This is a genomic window from Paenibacillus rhizolycopersici (assembly GCF_014947195.2).
Taxonomy (GTDB): domain Bacteria; phylum Bacillota; class Bacilli; order Paenibacillales; family Paenibacillaceae; genus Fontibacillus; species Fontibacillus rhizolycopersici.
In genome coordinates, this window is sequence record NZ_JADCNN020000019.1 from 1 (window position 1) to 17,436 (window position 17,436).

Consider the following 17,436-nt stretch of genomic DNA (forward strand, 5'->3'; position numbering starts at 1 on the left):
TTTTTACGTCTCCAGCACTTTTCTCAAATTGGGAAGTAAAGAGGAGTGAGAGAATCGCTTACTTCGGACTGAATCCGGCCTATTTCCGGATCGTTACACTCGTCCCGATCGGTACGATCCGGGCCAATTCGACGACATCCGTGTTGTACATGCGGATACAGCCGTGTGATACTTCCTTGCCGATGGAGGAAGGGTCGTTGGTTCCGTGGATCCCGTAATGGGGCCTGGACAAGCCCATCCAATAGGCTCCAAACGGCCCACCGGGGTTCGGGGCTTTGTTGACGATCGTATACGATCCTTCAGGGGTTTGCGTGAGCATTTTTCCGATTCCGACCGGAAATCCGCGGACGACGATGTTATTGTCCAGCAAATAGAGCATTCGATCCGATAAATCAACGATAATGCGGTAATTCGGCATGATCTGCACCAGCCTTCCGTTTTATTGCTAGTGTATGACCCATATGCAGGGGGTGGCTGGGCGAAGGCGGAGGGAGTCGGGCTGTGTGGGAGTGGTTGCTGTCACGGACCGGTTGACGAAATAAAAAAACGGGCCCTTTCGGACCCGGTAATCATGCCAGGATTATAAATAAACTTCTTCGATCGAAGTTTCGCGCTCTTTGGACAGGTCGACGAACCGGGAGTCGGTTTTGACGAGCGGCCGGAAGAAGTCCGTTTGGTTGGTCATGACGATGGAACCTAACTCGCCGGAATTCAGCATGACTTTCTTGCCAATGAAGTTGGGCAGCAGGTGGCGAATTAGCGCTTGCGTAGGTTCCGGGCTCAGCCTGCCGAAGCTAAGGCTGTTGAGCTCGCGCAAGACCGACAGAAGCTCTTGCTTCGAGCGGTACACGCGGTTAGAGGTCATCGCGGAGTACACGTCTGCCACGGCGGCGATTTTGGCCAACGGGTGAATTTGTTTATCGCGCAGGCCATGCGGATAACCGCTGCCATCTTCCCGTTCGTGATGCTGCAGCGCCACCAGCGCGGAGAGCTCGTCCCCGGTCGAGCTGAGAATGATCTCATGGCCGTATTCGGTATGGCGCTTTACTTCCTCAAACTCCTCCGGCGTCAGCTTGCCGGGTTTAGTCAGGATGTTTTGCGGTATCTTGCTTTTGCCGATATCGATCAAATAGCCGGCCTTCCCGGCTTTATAGGCTTCTTCTTTGGTATACCCCATCCAGGAAGCGATATAATAGCAGAGCATGCCGACTTGCATGGAATGATGGTAGGTATAATTGTCATCGTCGCCGATCATCAGCAGCAAGGAGACAACGTCCTTCTGGGTATCGAGTTCGGAAATCATAGGCTCTAAGAGCCGATCGACCTTCGCTTCATCGATACTCCCGCTAGTTAGCGCTTCCAAGAACAATTCCTCAAATCCGTCTACGGCTTCGTTTAAATAAGGCTTGGCACGGAAGGCAGGATCTGTAGGGAACTCGGCGTGAAGGGTTTGCGGCTCGATATCAACATAGTCAATTCCGTGCTGCATCAATTTGACGATAGCATCACTGGTCAACTCGCAGCCTTGCTGCAAAACGAAAACGCCGAAATGATTAAATACGTCATGTTGGAGACGGTCGCCTGGACTGAGTTCCATAATATGTACTTTCAAGGACGATGACACCTCATAATCTTCCAATTTTCCTTAATCATATCAGGAAATAATTGGACTGACAATGAATTTTGTTAGATGTCAATCATCCGAAAGGAGGTGTTCTCCTGGAACGCTAGGGTCCCAAGGCCCAAGTCCATGGCCCTTCCACTCGGAGCCGTCTTCCCAAATCTCCTTCTTCCAGATCGGTACGATTTGCTTCAGACGCTCAATCGCATAACGGCTGGCCTCGTAACATCCGGCCCGGTGAGGTGCCGATATGGCGATGACCACACTGATCTCGGCGATGTCCACATGACCGATCCGGTGGCTGATGGCGCAGCGCGTGCCCGGCCAGCGTTCGGCGATCTCAACACCGATCTGACGCAGTTTGGTTAGGGCCATCGGGACGTAGGCTTCGTATTCGAGATGGACGGTGCGCTGTCCTTGCGTCCATTCCCGGGTCGTCCCGGTGAACGTCAACGCCGCTCCGTGATCGGGGGCGATGACCTTGGCCGTGATCTCCTCCACGGACAGAGGTTCATCGGTGATGATAAACAGGTCCGCGTCAGCCCCGCCCGATGCAAGCTCGGACGTTGGTTCCCCGCCGGAAACCGGCGGGATCAACGCGACTTCGTCTGCCTCGGTGATCGGCGTATCGCCGGCGGCATACTCCTGATTCACGGCGACGAAAGAAGCAGAGATGAGATTGGCCGCCGAAGGATAGGTTTCCGCCAGTGCTTCCTTTAATGAAGCGGCGGTGAGAGGCCGTTCAGGATGCGAGTAGGCAAAGCTAAGACTGGACGTGCCGATTCGGTCTGCCAATCCAGCAAAAAGGGCGATTTGAATATTCATAGGAGTCTCCTCGGAATGGTTTGTATGTAATATACATTATAACAAGACAACGATCAATTTTAAGGTATATAATACACAATGAACTCTAAAATTTAGAATAGGCCGAATAGATTGAGAGAGCAAGGAGGCAGTTCTTGATGCCGGAAACGAACCAGGAAACGTTAACGATACTATACACCAACGATATCCATAGCCATTTCGAAACGATGGGGCGCATTGCGGCGATGATGGATGAATTGCGGGCCGAATCACCGGCCACCACACTCCTTCTCGATATCGGCGACCATATGGACCGGGCGGCGATCGAAACCGAAGGGACCTTGGGACAGGTTAATGTGGACGTGCTGAACCTGACGGGGTACGATGCCATCACGATCGGCAATAATGAAGGGCTGACCTTTACGCCGGAATTGCTAAGCCAGGCCTATGCCGGCTTGCATAGCTCCGTAGTCTGCGGCAATATTGTAGAGTTACGGTCCGGACAACCGCCGGCATGGATGCGAAGCCGGCTGGTAGTGCATAAAGAGGGCTTCAAGATCGGACTAGTGGCGGCGACGGCCGCATTTGCCGAGTTCTATGAGCTGCTTGGCCTGGAATCACTCAACCCGCTGGACACGATTGCAAGAGATGTAGGAATGCTGCGGAGCGAGGTTGATCTCGTCATCGTCATGTCTCATTTAGGGCTTCCGATGGATCGGCAACTGGCGGAGAAGATACCGGGCATCGACTTGATCATCGGCGGCCATACGCATCACTTGCTGGAGGAGCCGCTGCAAATCGGATCAACGATGGTAACGGCAGCGGGTAAATTCGGCAATTACCTGGGGAAGGTTGTCGTTCGTCGGGATTCCATTACCGGCCGTTTTAGAATGGACGGAATTTGTCTTCCGGTAGTGGAGGGACCCAAGAAGGAGAAGGTCGAGTCAGCCATCGCCTCACAGCGGAAAGCAGCTAAGGTTCGGCTGAATCGTACCGTTGTCGTGACGGATCGGGAGTTGCTGGTATCGTATGAAGCCGAATCCCCGTTTGGCAATCTGCTTGCTCAGGCGGTTCGGCGCCATACGGGCAGCGAGTTCTCTCTGGTTAACAGCGGGCAGTTGCTTGCGAGCCTGCCGGCCGGCGATATCAGCGAGGGAATGCTGCACGAGCGTTGCCCTTCGCCGATCAATCCCTGTACGATGCGGTTGTCCGGCGAAGATATTTTGGTCAGCCTGGAGGAGTCGCTGCTCGAGGAGAAGATGGGCAAATCCATTATGGGATTTGGCTTTCGGGGGAAGGTACTAGGCGGCATATGCGTCGACGGCTTGGAGATTGAATACGATCCCTCTGCTCCGCCATACAAACGGATCATCCAGGCTAGTGTGGCAGGCGAGCCATTGCGGGAAGAGCAAACCTATCTCGTCGGCACGCTGGATATGTTTACGTTTGGCGTTGGTTACGAACGGTTGAAGCGGGGAACGGAGAAGCGCTATATGCTTCCTGAATTTTTGCGCGACCTGCTCCGCATCGAATTGCAAACCGCCGGCGCAGTGGAATCCTGTTTTCAATCCCGGTGGAAAAAAGTAGAATAAGCTATAGCGCAAAGTCACACTCGATCAGGAGGAACAAATGAGTCTTATTGTCTCGATTATTTTAGCCATAGTAGAAGGGTTAACCGAGTTTATCCCTGTTTCGTCCACAGGCCACATGATTTTAACGGCCAAGCTGATGGGATACGACGATCAGTCGCCGGAAATGAAAACCTTTGAAATCGTCATCCAGTTAGGTGCCATTCTGGCGATGGCCTGGGTCTACCGGGAGCGGATTTTGAATCTTCTCGGATTGAGCAAAAAAGTAACGGTGGTCGACCGGAATGCTCCGAGAGGCCGCCTCAATTTGATTCATATTCTACTCGGGATCGTGCCGGCGCTCGGCGTCGGTTTTTTCTTCCGCGATTACATCAAAAGCCTGTTCAGTTCTCAGACGGTGTTGTGGGCGCTCGTAGTTGGTGGTATCTTCATGATCTTCGCCGAGTGGTTCAATAAGAATAAAGCGACGATCACCGCCCAGGAAATGGACCAGCTCACCTATAAGCAAGCCTTGCTGATCGGTGTGTATCAGTGTATTTCCGTGTTGTGGCCCGGCTTCTCCCGGTCCGGTTCGACGATCGCTGGGGGGATGCTCAGCGGCGCCAGCTATAAAGCGGCTGCCGACTTCTCGTTCCTGATCGCGATTCCGATCATGTGCGCGGTTTCGGGTTATGAAATGTTGGATTCCTACCGGTATTTAACGTCCGATACGATCGGCTATTTTCTTATTGGATTTGTGGTTGCTTTCGTGGTAGCTTATGTGGTCGTACTGGCGTTTTTGAAACTCATCCAAAAGGTGCAGCTTCGCCATTTTGCGTACTATCGTTTTATTTTAGCTGCGTTGTTCTGGATCTTCATCATGCGTTAACCCGCTTCAAAAGTAAGTGGTGTTCGGTATCGACCGCTGATTCCAGATACATAAAGAAACCTTACAGAGACGGAAGTGGAAGTCATGCGGTTAATCCCAGTCGCCTCGCTGCAGGCTGGAATGAAATTAGGGAAAAAGATTTATAATGAGGACGGGATCATTCTGTTGTCCGAAAATGCGGTATTGTCCGATGCGATCATCCGCAGGCTGCAATCCCACGGTTTGGATTTTATTTACGTGGCCGACCCCCGCACGGACGATCTGGTGATCCCCGAAATGATAGAAGAAGAAACGCGACGCCGCGCGCTCGGCGAAATCCGGACGAACTTCCGTAAATGGGCCGCGCCGAATGTGAAGAACGTATCGTACCCTTATTTAGGCAAAACGTTCTCCGGCTTGATCGAATCGATTCTGGACGATCTTAGCGCCCGTGACGATACCATGATCATGATGATGAACATGAACAGCATGGATCATTATTTGGTACGTCATTCCCTGAACGTTTGCGTGTATACGCTGCTGCTTGGGCAACTCCACGGGTATACGAAAGACGAATTGACCGTACTGGGCCTGGGTGCCTTATTGCACGATATCGGAAAAACCAAGCTCCCCCTTGAGCTGCTGACTAAACCGTCGCGGCTAACAGATGAGGAGTTTGCATTGATCAAGCGGCATCCGGACCTTGGATTTAAAATGTTGAAAGATGAGCCAGGGATCCCTTTGTTGTCGGCGCATTGCGCGTACCAGCACCATGAGAAAATGGACGGCAGCGGGTATCCTAGAGGTATTCGCGGCAACGATATTCACGAATACGCTCGCTGGATCGCGATTACGGATGCTTACGACGCGATGACGACGCACCGGGTTTATCGCAATGCGATGCTGCCGCATCAAGCGCTGGAGGTGCTGTATACCGGTTGCGGGCATTGGTACGAGAAGCCGAAGCTGGAGCTGTTTCGCGACCGGGTCGCGATCTATCCGATTGGGATGACCGTTAGATTAAGTACGGGCGAGACGGGCGTGGTATCGAAGATACCCGGTCATATGCCGCAGCGGCCGGTTGTTCGGGTTCTGACGGACCCGCGAGGCGAGGATATCCGATCGCCTTACGAAGTAGATTTGTCCGCCCAGCTCTCCATCGTGATTGCGGAAGTGGACGGAATGGAAATGGTGGTATGTGAATGATGAATAAACAGACAAAAACGATGGATAGGACCGGAAGTCCGATCAACCCAAGCTATGATCCGTGGGATCCGATCCGATCGCTTCGTGATTACGGACGCCACGTATTAACCAGCGTGGAGTTGACGGTGACGAATCTGTGTAATATGCGGTGCGAGCACTGTGCGGTAGGTGATAGCCTTGTGCTGAAGGAGCCTGAGCAGCTGCCTCTGCCGCTCATATTAAAATCCCTTGATGAAGTCGAGTATTTACAGACGATCAGCATCACCGGCGGCGAGCCGACGTTCCGTCGCCAAACCGTGGAGGAGAAAATCATCCCGTTGCTGAAATATGCCAAGGCACGGGGAATCCGCACGCAAATCAATTCCAATCTCACGTTGGACTACGAACGTTACGAGAAGCTGCTTCCTTATTTGGATGTCATGCATATCTCGTTCAACTATACAAGCGGGTACGATTTCCATGAGATCGGATTCGCTCGCAGCGGGCACCCGGTCAAGCCGGAAGTCGCCTATCAAATGTTCGATACGATGATGGAGAATACACGTAGGCTCAGCGAAGCGGGCATGTTCATCTCCGCCGAGTCGATGATTAATTACCGCACGCACAAGAAGCTGCCGGACATTCACCGGATGATCGTCGAGATGGGCTGCCAAAGGCATGAGGTTCATCCGATGTATGCGGCCGATTTTGCCGAAGGGCTGCCGGTATTGGCACTTGGCGATATGCGGGCGGCGATCCACTCGCTGTTGGACGAACGAGATCCGGCGCTCTGGATGCTGTTCGGTACACTGCCGTTCTTCGCTTGCAACGGGAATGAGGAGGACTTGCAACTGCTGCGTCGTTTGCGGAGAGAGCCGAATGTGACGGTTCGCAATGACCCGGACGGACGCAATCGCGTGAATGTGAATATGTTCACCGGGGAGGTATACGTCACGGATTTTGCCGCCATCCCGGCTTTCGGTAATGTGCGGGAAGGACGGCTGGATGATATTTTCGGCCGCTGGGTGACGGAACATCCTCTGAACCAGAAGGTGAATTGTCACTGTGACGCAGCCGGTTGCTGCGGGCCGAACCTACTGGTTGCGGACATGTATTATCCGGATACGAATTTTAAAACGCGCAAAGCCGCTACTTTATAAAGGTAGAACTAATATAGGAAAGAGGCGTATTGCATGCCTGTGTCACCCGATGGTCATACCGAAATTGAAATAGGCAAGCTGGTCTGGAATCTGCTGCTCGTCCTTATTCTCGTCTTCTTGAACGGGTTTTTCGTGGCTGCCGAGTTTTCGCTCGTTAAGGTTCGCCAATCTCGGCTTACCCAGTTGGCTCGGGAAGGTAACCGACGGGCGAATTATGCGCTGAAGGTCAATAAGCGGTTGGATACTTACCTGTCGGCGACGCAGCTGGGCATCACCCTAGCTTCGTTGGGATTAGGATGGGTTGGAGAACCGGCGGTGTCCGAGTTGTTAATCGAACCGCTGATGCATAAGATGGGCGCGACGGACCCAACGCTGATCTCGACGATCTCGGTTGCGGTTGGCTTCGCGATTATTACCTTTTTACATATCGTGATGGGCGAACTGGCGCCGAAATCATTGGCGATTCAAAAGTCGGAAGCGGCGTCGCTATGGCTCTCGTGGCCGCTGCTGATGTTCTACCGGATATTCCTTCCGGTAATCTGGCTACTGAATACGGCGGCGAACAGCATGTTACGGCTGATTGGCATCGAACCGGCCGGCGAAGGCGAAGCGGCCCATTCCGAGGAAGAAATTCGCATTCTAATGGATCAAAGTGCCAAGAGCGGCGTTATCGACAAAGACGAGATGAAGCTCGTAGACAATATTTTCGATTTTTCCGATATGCTGGCTCGTGAGGTGATGCTGCCGCGGACGGATATGGACTGCTTGTACACGAATCTCGGCTGGGAAGATAACATGAAGATTGTGGCGAACACGAAGCATTCTCGCTACCCGGTTGCGGTCGAGGATAAAGATCAGATCATCGGGTTCGTCCATATTACCGACCTGCTGCTGCCTGATCCGGAGAAACCGCTTCGTTTGGAGGAAATGGTCCGTCCGATCCTGAATGTACCGGAGTCCATGGAAATCAGTCAGGTGCTTCGCTTGATGCAGAAAAAGCACTCTCAGGTGACGCTGGTCGTCGACGAATATGGCGGAACAGCCGGCTTGTTAACGGCCGAGGAGATTCTCGAGGAAATCGTCGGCGATCTCCATGATGAGTTCGAGGACGAACGTTCGGAGATCGAGAAGTTATCAGATGAAGTCTATTCAGTAGACGGACGCTTGCGGATCGAAGAGGTGAACGACCTCGTCGGTAGCGAAATCGAAGACGAGGAAGTGGATTCGATCGGAGGCTGGTTGTTTAAGGAATTGGAAGGAACCCCGGCGAAAGGGAAAAGAAAGCAGCTCGACCGCTTCTTATTCGAAGTCGAGGAAGCCAGCCGTTTGCGCATCACGCGCGTCAAAGTGATCCGCCTCGTAGTCGAGGAGCCGGATGAAGAAATCGAAGAAGAATAAGGCGGACAAGTTCCGTTGATCCATAACGCCGCAACTCCCGGTTAGGGGGACGGCGTTATTTTTTTGTGAAATTGCGCCTCCTCCGGTTCATTATTTGGGCGATTGTCATATGTTAGTGGTAGGATGCAGGGAAAAATTGGCGAATCCGCCTGCATGACCATGTTTGAAGAAGGAGGAAGTTTCTTTGAGCCATCCTCAGGAACGTGTGTGGACCCCTTTTATAGGCCCATTCGACCCATGTCCGCCGATTACGCACAAAACCTACAGCACCCCTCCGCAGCTGTTTATCCACTTCCAGCCCCCGAATCTACCGCAGTTTAGCCCGATGGACGCCTTAAGACACGGCACATTATGGCCGGCTTTGTTCAGTCCTTATGAATCCAAATGGGGAAAAGGACGGTGATCCCATGACGACAAATCCCAACAATCAACCGTTCGATCAGGAGTATTACGAGAAGCTTGAGAAGCTGCAGGCACTTGATTTTGCGCTGGTGGAGCTGAATTTGTATCTCGATACGCATCCGGACGATCTGGCGGCAATTCAGCAGTTTAATCAGCTGACCCAGGAACGGACGCAACATGCGAACCATTTTCAGCAGCTGTACGGACCGCTACAAAATTTCGGGCGAGCCTATTCAAAATTCCCGTGGGAATGGTCGCAGAGCCCTTGGCCTTGGCAGGTGTAGCAACCTGCCTTCAATCCGTGATGGGAAGCTAAAGGAGGTTAAATAGGCGATATGTGGGTGTATGAGAAAAAGCTGCAATACCCGGTTCGCGTCAGCAAATGCGATCCGCGGATGGCCAAACTGCTGATTGAGCAGTACGGCGGCGCGGACGGCGAGTTGGCGGCGGCGCTGCGTTATTTGAATCAAAGGTATACGATCCCCGACAAGGTGATCGGGCTTTTGAACGATATTGGGACGGAAGAATTCGCCCATCTCGAGATGATCGCAACCATGGTCTATAAGCTGACCAAAGATGCCACGCCGGAGATGTTGAAGGCAGCGGGTATGGATCCGTATTACGTGAACCACGATAAGGCGCTCTTTTACGAGAACGCGGGCGGAGTACCGTTTACGGCGACGTACATCCAGGCTAAAGGAGATCCGATCGCCGACCTGTACGAGGACATCGCGGCCGAGGAGAAGGCGCGGGCTACATACCAGTGGCTCATCGACATGACCGACGACGTCGATATCCAGGACAGTCTGAAGTTCCTTCGCGAGCGCGAGATCGTGCACAGCTTGCGATTCCGCGAAGCGGTGGAGATCCTGAAAGAGGATCGGGAGCATAAGAAATTCTTCTAATTGTTGAAATGAACTCATTCTATCGTTGAAGGTGATAGGTTATGGCCAAAAATAAACGTGGAAAATCGCTCTGGCACCTGCCGTCGCGCAGCCGCGGAACGTGTCCGGTGTGCGGAAGCACACGCATCAAGCTGCTGTATACCAAAAACACGAGTACGGGACAACAACTAAAAGTTTGCAAGAAATGCGATAGCGCCTCACAGGCAAGAATTGATGCGGCGGGTCAGCGGGTAAGCTGAAGTACAAATCAAAGCGAGGCTAACCTATAGGAGCGAAACGGCAGGATGCCGCTTAGCTCCTATTTTATTTTTGGATCGAAAACCAATAATATAGAATGAGAACTTATTTATGCACACGAATATATAAAGTTAGGTGATGATGAGAATGAACTTGCTGGAAAGATGGACCCGTGGAGCGAAGTTTGTATTGATTCTACTGGCCATCGTTTATGTGTTTTCGTTGGTGAGGCCTTTTTTCCTTCCCATGCAGGCCGTAATCGGAGCTATTATGATTCCGCTAATGTTGGCCGGATTTTTTTACTATTTGCTCCGCCCCGTGGTCCAGTACATGGAACAGCATAAGATCAAGCGGGGATTCGCCATCCTGATTGTATTTGTCATTATGGCGATTTTGGCCATTGGATTTATTGCCGGGGTATGGCCGTTGTTGCAAACCCAATTGGTCAATTTAGTACAAAATATTCCCCAATTTGTGAATCTGCTGGATGCGCAACTGAAGGAGTGGGGAGAAACGCCTTTCCTCGCGTCGATTATTCCATCGGATTCCGGATTAGCCACGAATTTCACGGAATATTTAAGCAAGGGGATCTCATTCCTGACGAATTACCTAAGTGGTTTCTTCTCTTTCCTATCCCAATTTGCGATCGTGTTATTTACGTTCCCGATCCTGCTCTATTATATGCTGAAGGAAGGACATCGCTTCAAACGCAGCGTAGTAAAACTCTCGCCGATCCGCTATCGGCGGGAAGTGTATCGTGCTGCCAGTGACATGGACAAAGCGCTAAACGATTATATTATCGGCCGAGTGATCGTGAACGCAGCGTTAGGCGTGCTGATGTTTATCGGCTTCTTAATCATCGGGCTGCCGTATGCGTTGTTGTTGACAACGATTGCGGTGATTCTGAATTTCATCCCATTGTTCGGGGCGATCATCTCCGCTATTCCAATTGTCATTATCGGCCTCATTGAATCCCCATCTACCGGCATATGGGCTTTGGTCATTATTTTGGTGGCGCAGCAGATTCAGGATAATGTCATCTCTCCCTACGTGTTTGGCAAGAAGTTGGACATCCATCCGGTGACGACGATCCTGCTTGTGTTGGGAAGCGGGAATTGGTTCGGCATTATTGGCATGCTGGTCGTCATCCCGGTCTACATGCTGATCAAAATCGCCTGGAAGCGGCTCTATAAGCTGTTTCTAAGGTCACAGTGGGAAACGTTGTAAGGAACGAAGCTTAATGATACCGCCTAGGTGATGGTAATATCGCTTAGGCCGGTTCTTTATTAGGGCGGGAGTGAGGAGGGTTGTAATGAAGGGGGACTAAAAAAACAATTTATGATAACCGGTTGACATATTTTATGTCAACCGGTTATCATAAAGATGCGCAGAACCTGAATGCGCATACAAAACGATGACTAGGGGGAAGGATCTTGAACAAATTGAAAGGGTTTAAAATGACGTTATGCCTGGTTTTGTTGCTTTCTCTATTAGCGGCATGTTCGAAGGGCAACGACGCAAGCAGCAATACTCCAGCCGCGACAAACAATCAGGGCGGAGAACCAACGGAACAAACGGAAAAGGAAGTCAAGCTAACCTTCTTTAACACATCGGCTGAAGTGAATGAAGTATTCGAGAAGCTGTTCCAAACGTATCATGAGCTTCACCCGAACGTTACCGTTGAACTCATTCCTACGCCGATCGGCGGGGCGCAAATCGAGAAGTTCCAATCTCTATTAGCTTCCGGCAATCCGGCAACCATCGCCAATCTCGATGCAGGAACTATTTTGCAGTATAAAGATTCCTTCTTGGACTTGGAATCGGAGAAGGCCAAATATGAAGGGCTGACCAAACCCGGTGCTGTAGATGGGGCGCTGCTGGATGGAAAATTCCTCGGCATTCCATGGACGGCGCAAGGCTACGGATTGCTTTACAACAAACGGGCGGTTGAGGAAGCGATCGGGGGCGCCTTTGACCCGGCTTCCATCAAAACCCGCGATGATCTAGAAGCGTTGTTCCAAAAGATTGAAGCGGCAGGCAAAGCACCGGTTATGATCCATGGAGCAGATTGGTCGCTTGGGTCGCATTATTTGGGGCTGGCCTACTCCTTGCAGTCCGCTAATGTCGAGGACAACCGGAAATTCATGGAGTCCCTACAGAGTGGCGAAGTTAAATTGATGGATAACCCGCAATTTAATGGCCTGATGGATACCTTTGACTTGTTGAAAAAATATAACGCCCGGAAGAGTGACCCGCTCGTGGCGGACTACAACAAAGACAGTGCAGATTTCGCTAAAGGCGATGCCGCCTTCTACTTCATGGGGGATTGGACCTGGGCGGTAGTTGGACCACTTGAAGGACGCGATCAGGAATTCGGCGTGATTCCGGTTCCGATCAGCAACAATCCGGACGACTACGGCAACAGCCAAATCGCATACAGTGAACCAAAATTGTTTGCCATCGATAACGCGGGATCGACGCCGGAGCAACAAGAAGCGGCTAAGGCGTTTATCGAATGGATGGTCACAAGCGATCAGGGACAAGAAGCGATCATTTCGCAGATGGGATTGTCCATGCCATATAAGGATGTCAAAGTGAAGGGCAGCAACATCATCTCCGATGCGGTATCTCAATATGTCGATCAAGGTAAAGTGATGAATATCGGCGTGATCAATTACCTGCCGCAGGATTACTGGGCCAAGACTGGAGCGGCGATGCAAAAGTACCTCGTCGATAAAGTCGATCGCAAAGGCCTTGCGGACGAGGTTCAGGAATATTGGGAATATCAAGGAAGAAAATAACAAATCGTTGGATTGGACAGAAGAACGGGCGGGAAGAGGCCTAGCCTCGGCCCGCCTCATTTATCGGTCAAAAATAAACGGTTTACTTAAAGGGGCGGCAACATGAAGAAGAAAAACGTATTATCCAATGCCGGAACGTTCCTGCTGTTCGGCGGGCCCTCCATTTTTGCTTTCGCCGCCGTCGTCGTGATTCCTTTTCTCGTCGGCTTGTATCTGACGTTTACGAATTGGGATGTTCGAACGGCCAATAGTGAGCTCATTGGATTTGCAAATTACTACGAAGTGTTTAGTGACAAAGTGTTTCTGGGCCAGCTCTGGTTTACGCTGAAGTATGTGTTCTTTACGGTCTTGATTGCCAACGGGGCGGCGTTCTTCATTGCGCTGGCATTGACTTCCGGTGCCAAGGGGGAGCAATGGCTGCGAACCGGCTTCTTTACGCCAAATCTGATCGGCGGGATTGTCCTAGGTTACTTGTGGCAAACGTTATTCTCCCAGGTGCTCCCTTATCTAGGCAATAAATATGGCTGGTCCTTATTCTCGACTTCCTGGCTGACAGACACGAATACCGCCTTTTGGGCGCTGGTGATCGCGACGGCCTGGCAATTGATCGGTTATCTGATGATTATTTACATTGCCGGTTTTTCCGGCGTACCGGGAGATGTGCTGGAGGCTGCAAATATTGACGGTGCCGGTCGGTCGGCGGTCATTCGGAAGATCATTCTTCCACTATCTATCCCGGCCACCATCATCTGTATCTTTATCTCCATCTCGCGTTCCTTCTTAACCTACGATATCAACTTGGCCTTAACCAAGGGGGGGCCGTTTAACTCCACCGAGTTGGCGACTTATCATATTGTGCAAAAGGCCTTTCTGTCCAACCAGTACGGGATAGGCCAAGCGGAAGCGGTGGTGTTGTTTGCGGTGGTCGCCATCATTGCGTTGACCCAATCTTACCTGCTCAAGAAACTGGAGGTGGAATCGTAATGAAGGCACGATCAATAGCCACAGGGGTTAAAACGGCGCTTCTTTACATTTTCCTGCTTATCTTTCTGACGCCATTTCTGTTAATTGTCATGAATTCGTTCAAGACCACCCAGAAGTTCGTCGAAAATCCGTTATCCCTGCCGACCCAATTCCACTTTGGGAATTATTCGAGCGCGATTGGTAAAATGGATTTCTTACACGGCTTTTTGAACTCCCTGATCATCACGGTCGTGGCGGTCTTTATCATTCTGATCTTCTCGTCGATGACAGGATATTTGTTTGTCCGATTCAAATGGAAGGTGAACGCATTCATTTTCTTTGTGATGTTAGCTTCACTCACGCTTCCATTTCAGGTGCTTATGATTCCGCTGGTCATGCTGTACGGAAATATGGACCTGTTAGATTCGAAAGTGACCTTATTGTTTATGTATTTGGGTTTTGGCGTACCGTTTGGCGTGTTCACGTTCCACGGTTTCATCAAAGGCGTTCCCTTTGAATTAGAGGAATCCGCATTTATTGAAGGGAGCTCCCGGCTGCGGACGTTCTTCCAAATCGTATTGCCTTTGCTGAAGCCCGTATTCGTCACGTTGATCGTCCTGGACATCCTGTGGATCTGGAACGATTACCTGCTTCCCAGCTTGGTCCTGCTATCTCCGGCGCACCGGACATTGCCGCTCTCCACGTTCAACTTCTTCTCTTCTTATTCCGTGGACTTTGCGCCGCTGATGGCCGGATTGATCATGACCGTCATCCCGGTATTGGTGCTTTACCTGTTCCTTCAGAAGCAGATCATTAAGGGGATTACAGAAGGGGCCTTGAAATAGGCGAATGGCAATCCCTGGCTGAAAAAACGGAAAAAACCGGTTATAATTGTTAATAAAAACGGCAAGGTGGGATTTCATGCCCAGAATAGAGGATGTTGCGGAAAGAGCGGGGGTTTCCGTAACCACGGTCTCCCGTGTACTAAATAATCGGGGATATATCAGCGAGAAGACGCGAGATAAAGTGCATCAGGTAATGAAAGAGTTAAACTATCAGCCCAATGAAATGGCGCGCGCCTTGTTTCGCAGAAAATCGAATATGATCGGGTTGATTATTCCGGCGGTTTCCCATCCTTTTTTCAGCGAATTGGCTTATTACTTAGAGTATTATGCCGATCAGAAAGGGTATAAGCTGCTGCTCTGCAACTCGAATCGAAATATTGCCAAAGAGCGAAAATATATCGAAATGCTAAAGAAAAATCAGGTAGACGCCATTATCATGGGCAGCTCGGTGTTGGATATTAAGCATTATTTGAATTTGAATTTGCCCATCGTTTCTTTTGACCGCACGGTGGCTGAAGATATTCCGTTCGTCACTTCCGATAATTTCCTCGGAGGGAAGCTCGCCGCCAAGTTGTTCATCGACAAGGGCTGCCACCATCCCGTCTACATTTATCGCGGCATCGGCGGACCGCATCATGGGGCCTTATTAGCCAATGCGAGAGCGCAAGGGTATGATGAGGAATTAGCCGCCGCCGGCCTAAACCCGATTCATCTGCAACTGGAAATTACGGACGACGATCAGCCTAGTAATCCGAGCGAGGTGGTTCGTTTCTTGAGCGAACATCCGCAAGTTGACGGGATTTTTGCCAGCAGCGACGTCATCGCGGCCGAGGCGATTCAAGCTTGCCGTCAATTAAATAAGAACATTCCTAATGACATTAAAATCATCGGCTACGATGATGTTAAAGTGGCTACGTTGGTTTCGCCGCAGCTAACCACCATCCGGCAACCGATCCGTGAGATGGGTGAACGCACCATCGAGTTGGTCGCCAAGCAATTGGAAGGGGAGGAAGTGCCCAAAGTGAATTCGTTCCCCGTCCATTTGATTGAACGGGAGACGACTTGATTAGGCGGGGCATGATCTTCTGCAAGAAGTTAACATTCTAGATGAAGCCGCCCATTGCGATAGCGGCTTTTATTTCATCCGATGTGTCAACCGGTTATCATATTATCTGCACAGGAAAGGAAACTCCTATGACAGTCACGAATTCATTACCGCGAAGTATTCCGGAACGCTACGGCGTATCTTCCTCAGCGATCTTGTCTTTCCTAGAGGAGATCGAGCAGCGAAAGCTGGAACTTCACGGATTCATGTTATTGCGGCACGGCCATGTTCTGGCCGAAGGATGGTGGAAACCGTATCATCCGGAGATTCCCCATGCCGTCTACTCGCTGACCAAGAGCTTTACTTCGCTCGCGGCGGGGTTTGCCGTCCAAGAGGGCAGACTCTCTTTAGATCAACGGGTTCTTGCGTATTTTCCGGAGATGGATCACGGCGCGATTCGCGAAAATATTAGAGATATGAGCATTCGGCATTTATTGACGATGACAACGGGGCATGAGACCGACACGGCTCGATTTGGAGCTACCCCGGACTTCCTGCAGCATATCACGGAGGCACGAGTGGGCGACCGAAGCGACCGCGACTATGTAAGAGGGTTCATGGAGCATCCCGTTACCAAGGCTCCCGGTACTCATTTCCTATACAACAGCGGAGCAAGCCATGTGTTGGGAGCGATCGTGGAGCGGGTTACGGGAAGCCGTCTGGTTGACTATTTACAACCTCGCCTGTTTGTGCCTTTAGGGATCGACCGGCTGTCATGGGAGGAAGCGCCTCACGGCGAAAATACAGGGGGATGGGGTCTCAAGCTATGCACCGAAGACATCGCCAAGTTCGGCCAACTTCTTCTGAACAAGGGCGAATGGAACGGGCAGAGGCTGATCGCTTCCGAATGGATCGAACAAGCCGGCTCGCGCCAGGTCGATAACAGGCCGATTGCGAACCCGGAAGGGCAGCCGATCAATATCGACTGGATCCAGGGCTATGGATACCAGTTCTGGAGATGCCGCCATAACGCCTATAGGGGAGATGGGGCATTTGGCCAGTATTGCATCGTCCTGCCCGATCAGGACGCCGTCATCGCGATAAATGGCGGCTTACCGGATATGCAGGGGGTGATGGACGCCATCTGGCGGCATTTACTGCCTTCTATGAATGAACCTTGCCTGGCATCAGATTCGATCGCAAATAACCGTCTCGCTAGCAAACTGAACTCGCTGGAGCTTGGAGAACAAGGCGGCTTGGAGAGTTTGCCTTGGGATCCCCCCCAGAAGCGTTATTCGATCCAAAGCAATGAACAAGGTGTGCAGCGGATCGGATTGACGTTTACGGAGAATCGCTGCGTCTTCCAATGGAGGGATCATCGAGGGGAGCATCAGTTGATCGCCGGCATCGGGGAATGGCATGTTAATCACCGGGGAGGCGATAAAGCAGCGGTTCGAGGCGTGTGGTTGGATCGCAGCCGATTTGAAATTTATGTCTACCCTCCCGATTCCCCGCATTACGACCGGCTAGCTTTTCAATTCCAAGGGAACGGCGCAAGCCTGCAGCATGAGCATTTAAGCTTTATCCCTTTGAAACACGAATTTAGCGGCGTTGAGGAGAAATGAGAGATGAAG

17 protein-coding genes are annotated in these 17,436 nt (G+C 51.3%); 14 read left to right on the forward strand and 3 right to left on the reverse strand.

All coding sequences use genetic code 11. From position 1 onward, the window contains the following. Positions 1-79 precede the first annotated feature (79 nt). The 3 genes from IM700_RS17565 to IM700_RS17575 form a co-directional block, all read right to left on the reverse strand. Positions 80-418 (reverse strand): L,D-transpeptidase, encoded by a 339-nt coding sequence (locus tag IM700_RS17565; RefSeq protein WP_193418268.1) that lies wholly within the window; start codon positions 416-418, stop codon positions 80-82. A 162-nt stretch (positions 419-580) separates the two neighbouring features. Beyond that, on the reverse strand, positions 581-1,612 hold the full coding sequence (locus IM700_RS17570; RefSeq protein WP_193418265.1) for an HD-GYP domain-containing protein: 1,032 nt from the start codon (positions 1,610-1,612) through the stop codon (positions 581-583). An 81-nt stretch (positions 1,613-1,693) separates the two neighbouring features. Continuing rightward, positions 1,694-2,446, reverse strand: coding sequence for a molybdenum cofactor biosynthesis protein (locus IM700_RS17575; protein ID WP_193418263.1), 753 nt, complete (start codon positions 2,444-2,446; stop codon positions 1,694-1,696). Between the two features lie 137 nt (positions 2,447-2,583). On the opposite strand from IM700_RS17575, the gene IM700_RS17580 reads away from it, so the two are divergent. From IM700_RS17580 to IM700_RS17645, 14 genes are all read left to right on the forward strand, one after another. Continuing rightward, positions 2,584-4,017 (forward strand): bifunctional metallophosphatase/5'-nucleotidase, encoded by a 1,434-nt coding sequence (locus IM700_RS17580; RefSeq protein WP_193418261.1) that lies wholly within the window; start codon positions 2,584-2,586, stop codon positions 4,015-4,017. Positions 4,018-4,054: 37 nt separating this feature from the next. Next, positions 4,055-4,882 (forward strand): undecaprenyl-diphosphate phosphatase, encoded by an 828-nt coding sequence (locus IM700_RS17585; protein WP_155607123.1) that lies wholly within the window; start codon positions 4,055-4,057, stop codon positions 4,880-4,882. 84 nt (positions 4,883-4,966) lie between these two features. Next, the gene (locus tag IM700_RS17590) at positions 4,967-6,067 is read left to right on the forward strand and encodes an HD-GYP domain-containing protein (RefSeq protein ID WP_193418259.1); all 1,101 of its coding nucleotides are present in this window, start codon (positions 4,967-4,969) and stop codon (positions 6,065-6,067) included. After that, positions 6,067-7,206, forward strand: a complete 1,140-nt coding sequence (gene yfkAB, locus IM700_RS17595; RefSeq protein ID WP_239484016.1) for a radical SAM/CxCxxxxC motif protein YfkAB — start codon at positions 6,067-6,069, stop codon at positions 7,204-7,206. The genes IM700_RS17590 and yfkAB overlap by 1 nt, the downstream gene beginning before the upstream one ends. Positions 7,207-7,239: 33 nt before the next feature. Then, entirely contained in the window at positions 7,240-8,604 is a 1,365-nt protein-coding gene (locus tag IM700_RS17600; protein ID WP_155607126.1) for a hemolysin family protein, read from the forward strand. A gap of 184 nt (positions 8,605-8,788) precedes the next feature. Then, positions 8,789-9,007 carry a spore coat associated protein CotJA gene (locus IM700_RS17605; RefSeq protein WP_155607127.1) on the forward strand — a complete coding sequence of 73 codons (219 nt, stop codon included), beginning with the start codon at positions 8,789-8,791 and terminating at the stop codon, positions 9,005-9,007. A gap of 4 nt (positions 9,008-9,011) precedes the next feature. Further along, complete coding sequence (locus tag IM700_RS17610) at positions 9,012-9,290, forward strand: spore coat protein CotJB (protein ID WP_155607128.1); 279 nt, start codon at positions 9,012-9,014, stop codon at positions 9,288-9,290. A gap of 51 nt (positions 9,291-9,341) precedes the next feature. Then, a complete protein-coding gene (locus tag IM700_RS17615) occupies positions 9,342-9,911 on the forward strand; it encodes a manganese catalase family protein (RefSeq protein ID WP_009227053.1) in 570 nt (189 codons plus the stop codon). 375 nt (positions 9,912-10,286) lie between these two features. Beyond that, complete coding sequence (locus IM700_RS17620; RefSeq protein WP_193418257.1) at positions 10,287-11,375, forward strand: AI-2E family transporter; 1,089 nt, start codon at positions 10,287-10,289, stop codon at positions 11,373-11,375. 206 nt (positions 11,376-11,581) lie between these two features. Then, a complete protein-coding gene (locus tag IM700_RS17625) occupies positions 11,582-12,949 on the forward strand; it encodes an ABC transporter substrate-binding protein (RefSeq protein WP_239484018.1) in 1,368 nt (455 codons plus the stop codon). A gap of 102 nt (positions 12,950-13,051) precedes the next feature. Next, on the forward strand, positions 13,052-13,933 hold the full coding sequence (locus tag IM700_RS17630) for a carbohydrate ABC transporter permease (RefSeq protein WP_155607131.1): 882 nt from the start codon (positions 13,052-13,054) through the stop codon (positions 13,931-13,933). Then, positions 13,933-14,757 carry a carbohydrate ABC transporter permease gene (locus tag IM700_RS17635; protein WP_155607132.1) on the forward strand — a complete coding sequence of 275 codons (825 nt, stop codon included), beginning with the start codon at positions 13,933-13,935 and terminating at the stop codon, positions 14,755-14,757. Before IM700_RS17630 ends, IM700_RS17635 begins: the two co-directional genes overlap by 1 nt. 76 nt (positions 14,758-14,833) lie before the next feature. After that, positions 14,834-15,823, forward strand: coding sequence for a LacI family DNA-binding transcriptional regulator (locus IM700_RS17640; protein ID WP_193418255.1), 990 nt, complete (start codon positions 14,834-14,836; stop codon positions 15,821-15,823). 128 nt (positions 15,824-15,951) lie between these two features. Then, positions 15,952-17,427, forward strand: a complete 1,476-nt coding sequence (locus IM700_RS17645) for a serine hydrolase domain-containing protein (protein WP_193418253.1) — start codon at positions 15,952-15,954, stop codon at positions 17,425-17,427. Positions 17,428-17,436: the final 9 nt, after the last annotated feature.

What these genes read in the sequence shown, in the direction of transcription:
- IM700_RS17565 (WP_193418268.1), bottom strand. Translation starts at nt 418, where the DNA reads ATGCCGAATTACCGCATTATCGTTGATTTATCGGATCGAATGCTCTAT.
- IM700_RS17575 (WP_193418263.1), bottom strand. Translation starts at nt 2,446, where the DNA reads ATGAATATTCAAATCGCCCTTTTTGCTGGATTGGCAGACCGAATCGGC.
- IM700_RS17580 (WP_193418261.1), top strand. Translation starts at nt 2,584, where the DNA reads ATGCCGGAAACGAACCAGGAAACGTTAACGATACTATACACCAACGAT.
- IM700_RS17585 (WP_155607123.1), top strand. Translation starts at nt 4,055, where the DNA reads ATGAGTCTTATTGTCTCGATTATTTTAGCCATAGTAGAAGGGTTAACC.
- IM700_RS17590 (WP_193418259.1), top strand. Translation starts at nt 4,967, where the DNA reads ATGCGGTTAATCCCAGTCGCCTCGCTGCAGGCTGGAATGAAATTAGGG.
- yfkAB (WP_239484016.1), top strand. Translation starts at nt 6,067, where the DNA reads ATGAATAAACAGACAAAAACGATGGATAGGACCGGAAGTCCGATCAAC.
- IM700_RS17600 (WP_155607126.1), top strand. Translation starts at nt 7,240, where the DNA reads ATGCCTGTGTCACCCGATGGTCATACCGAAATTGAAATAGGCAAGCTG.
- IM700_RS17610 (WP_155607128.1), top strand. Translation starts at nt 9,012, where the DNA reads ATGACGACAAATCCCAACAATCAACCGTTCGATCAGGAGTATTACGAG.
- IM700_RS17615 (WP_009227053.1), top strand. Translation starts at nt 9,342, where the DNA reads ATGTGGGTGTATGAGAAAAAGCTGCAATACCCGGTTCGCGTCAGCAAA.
- IM700_RS17620 (WP_193418257.1), top strand. Translation starts at nt 10,287, where the DNA reads ATGATGAGAATGAACTTGCTGGAAAGATGGACCCGTGGAGCGAAGTTT.
- IM700_RS17630 (WP_155607131.1), top strand. Translation starts at nt 13,052, where the DNA reads ATGAAGAAGAAAAACGTATTATCCAATGCCGGAACGTTCCTGCTGTTC.
- IM700_RS17635 (WP_155607132.1), top strand. Translation starts at nt 13,933, where the DNA reads ATGAAGGCACGATCAATAGCCACAGGGGTTAAAACGGCGCTTCTTTAC.
- IM700_RS17640 (WP_193418255.1), top strand. Translation starts at nt 14,834, where the DNA reads ATGCCCAGAATAGAGGATGTTGCGGAAAGAGCGGGGGTTTCCGTAACC.
- IM700_RS17645 (WP_193418253.1), top strand. Translation starts at nt 15,952, where the DNA reads ATGACAGTCACGAATTCATTACCGCGAAGTATTCCGGAACGCTACGGC.